General features: G+C 64.6%; 4 protein-coding genes. 2 read left to right on the forward strand and 2 right to left on the reverse strand.

Features of this window, described 5'->3' with window-relative positions:
* On the forward strand, positions 1 to 337 hold a 337-nt coding region (locus EN969_RS24050; protein WP_127313099.1), incomplete at its 5' end, for an ATP-binding cassette domain-containing protein.
* Positions 338 to 364: 27 nt separating this feature from the next.
* On the opposite strand, the gene EN969_RS24055 is transcribed toward EN969_RS24050, so the two are convergent.
* Positions 365 to 1,852, reverse strand: coding sequence for a carboxypeptidase M32 (locus EN969_RS24055; protein ID WP_013529120.1), 1,488 nt, complete (start codon positions 1,850 to 1,852; stop codon positions 365 to 367).
* A gap of 140 nt (positions 1,853 to 1,992) precedes the next feature.
* On the opposite strand from EN969_RS24055, the gene EN969_RS24060 reads away from it, so the two are divergent.
* On the forward strand, positions 1,993 to 2,346 hold the full coding sequence (locus EN969_RS24060) for a DUF1304 domain-containing protein (RefSeq protein ID WP_063169204.1): 354 nt from the start codon (positions 1,993 to 1,995) through the stop codon (positions 2,344 to 2,346).
* A 75-nt stretch (positions 2,347 to 2,421) separates the two neighbouring features.
* Here the strand turns inward: EN969_RS24060 and EN969_RS24065 are convergent, their stop codons facing one another.
* On the reverse strand, positions 2,422 to 2,856 hold the full coding sequence (locus tag EN969_RS24065) for a hypothetical protein (RefSeq protein ID WP_027162534.1): 435 nt from the start codon (positions 2,854 to 2,856) through the stop codon (positions 2,422 to 2,424).
* Positions 2,857 to 3,068 lie beyond the last annotated feature (212 nt).

The following is a 3,068-nucleotide window of genomic DNA, read 5'->3' on the forward strand; positions in this document are numbered from 1 at the left end:
GTCAGGCGGTCAGCGCCAGCGGGTTGCGATCGCCCGTGCCATCTTGCGCGACGCGCCGATCCTGTTGCTCGACGAGGCCACCTCGGCACTCGACGCCGAAAGCGAAACGCTGGTGCAGACGGCATTGGAACGGCTGATGCAGGGCCGCACCACGATCGTCATCGCCCACCGCCTGGCAACGGTGCTGAAGGCCGACAGGATCCTGGTCATGGATGGGGGCTCGATCGTCGAGGAAGGCACGCATCAAAGCCTTGTCGCCAAGGGCGGCATCTATGCACGGCTGGCCAAGCTGCAGTTCGAAACCGGCGCCAGTGCTTTCAGGGGCGCGGCGGAATAGGCAGATCTGGCGCTGTGGCGACAGCCGCTATGCGGCTCCATAGCGCTGTTTCAGATGGTTCACGAAATAGGTGGCGTTGAGCTTTTCGCCTGTGGCGCGTTCGAGCAGGTCCGGCGTCGACCAGCGTGACCCCTGTGACCAGATTTTTTGGCGGCGCCAGTCGTTGATCGCCTCGAAATTGCCTTTGGCGAGATCCTCGTCGGCGGCAGGATGCTCCCGCGTCAGCGCCGCCCATTGCTGTGCTGCCATCATCGCGCCCAGCGTGTAGGAGGGGAAGTAGCCGAAAGCTGCCCCGGGCCAATGCACGTCCTGCATTGGCCCGTCGGCTGGGTTGTCGATGGTGGAAAGGCCGAGGTAGTCGCGCATCTTGGCGTCCCAGGCTTCGGGCAGATCGGCCACCTCCAGCCGGCCCGAGACGAGTTCCTGTTCCAGTTCGTAGCGCAGGATGACATGCAGGGGATAGGTCACCTCGTCGGCATCGACCCGGATCAGGCCGCGTCCGACGCGATGCACGTGCGGCAGGATGTCGTCGAGCGACCAGGCTTCGCCGAGATGCTTTTCAACCACTGGCAGCGCCCAGCGCCAGAAGGCCGGGTTGCGGCCTAGCTGCTTCTCGACGAACAGGCTCTGGCTTTCATGCACGGCCATGCCGCGCGCTTTGCCGAGCGGCCAGTGCGACCATGCCTTGGGCAGGTTCTGTTCGTAGAGCGCATGGCCGGTCTCGTGCAGCACGCCCATCAGCGCCGACAGGAAGTCGGACGTCTTGTAGCGGGTGGTGATACGCACGTCGCTCGGCACGCCGCCGCAGAAAGGGTGGTGCGACACCGACAGCGACCCATGCGTCAGGTCGAAGCCGACTGCCGTCATCATGGCAAGGCCGAGCTCGCGCTGCCGATCGATCGCATAGGTGCCCGAAAGCGGCTTCAGCGGGCGCTTGCGCTGCCGTGCGTCCTGGATCGCCAGCGCCTCCGGCACGAAACTTTTCAGAAAAGCCTTCAGGTCGCTGAACACAGGCGTGATGTCGGCGGTGCGGTTGCCGGGGTCGTACTGCTCCATCAGCGCGTCATAGGGGGCCAGGCCGAGCACATCGGCACGCAGCGCCGCCTCCTCGCGCACCAGCGCCACGACGCCTTCCAGCGCCGGCTGGAAGCCTGCCCAGTCGTTCTTGGCGCGCAGGCCGCGCCACAGCTGCTCGCAACGCATGCGCGCGGTCGTCTGGCGTTCGACGAATTCGACCGGCAGGCAGGTCAGGTTGGTGTATTGCCGCCGCAGTTCCGAGACGGCGGCGCGCTGCTCCTCCCCCAGCGCTTCCTGTTCGGCCGCGGCGATCCAGTCTGCTATCTCGGGCGCCGTTGCCCTGGTGTGATACATGCCGGCCAGTGCCGACATCGCCTCGGCACGCTTCTCGCCGCCGCCGACGGCCATGTGCGTGGCCTCATCGGCACCGAGGATGGCCAGCGCATGCTCGAGCGCTTCGAGCTTGTGACCGAGGTCGTCGAGTTTCTGAAAGGACATGGCGACTTCCGTGATTGGGACGGCGCGAAAAGACACCAACGCAAAAGCGTTGGCAACCCTCGGATGCCGTCCGGCAAATGCACCTTGCGCAGGCGAGGCCGCGCATGAAATGCTGCCGGCAACACATCAAGGGGGAAAAAATGATCGGCAACATCCTGGTCGGGCTGGTGGCCTTGATCCATGCCTACATCGTCTATCTGGAGATGGTGCTGTGGGACACGCCGCGCGGGCACAAGGCTTTCAACCTGACCCCGGAATTCGCCAGTGCCTCGAAAGTGCTCGCGGCCAATCAGGGACTTTATAACGGGTTCCTCGCCGCCGGGTTGATCTGGGGGCTATACCTTGGTGCGGCCGGGTTCCAGGTCAAGGTCTTCTTTCTGGCTTGCGTGGCCATTGCCGGCCTCTATGGCGCGGCAACGGTCGGGCGCAAGATCCTGTTCATCCAGACCGTGCCGGCGGTGATCGCCCTGATCGCGGTATTGCTCGGCTGGTAAAAAGGACGCCCGCGGGATCGCTCTCGAAGGCGCCAGGCGGTTCCTTCCTCTTGGACCGTTTCGGGCGCTATGGCCTCAGCCGTTCGGGTAATTGCCGCCGTCGGCGCCGTCGCCGATCATGAAGCCGCTGCCGGTGTCGATCATCAGCCGCTGGTCGACATTGTCGAGACGGCGCAGCAGATCATGGTATTGCGCGGCCGGTATCCTGCCGTGATCGGAGGCGGCGACTTTCTCTGCCGCCTGACTGATGTGGGCCGTGCGCATTTCCAGGCGTTCCGCCACAGCCGGGGTGATGTTGTTGGCCTGTCTTGCGTCCACGATGCCCTGCCGGACGCCCTGCACCTGTTGGATAAGCGCCTCGACACGCGGGCCAGTCATATCGGTTGGATCGGTCGCGTCGAGAGCGCCCTTGTGATGGCCCGCGGCATAGGCGCCGGCAAGCGGAACGGCGATGAGGAGCGCCGTGAGTGTTGCAGTTCTAAGCGAGGTCTTGGGAGTGAAAGAGCGCATCACGCGTCTCCTCTTGTAGAGGGAGGCGGCGGTTGTCCGCCTGCCTTCCAGCCTTGGGCCGTCCGGTTCCGTCGCGTCGCGATGAGGGGGGATTCATCGCCGGCGGTTCTCGGCCCGGGCGGCAGGCTAGGACCGCCCTGCGACAATGTGTAATTAAAAAAAGATAATCTTTTCAGGCCTTGCCCGCCTCCATCTGCGCCCTAGGGTTGAAC

The sequence above is a fragment of the Mesorhizobium sp. M7A.F.Ca.CA.003.01.2.1 genome (genome assembly GCF_003998945.1).
GTDB lineage: Bacteria > Pseudomonadota > Alphaproteobacteria > Rhizobiales > Rhizobiaceae > Mesorhizobium > Mesorhizobium ciceri.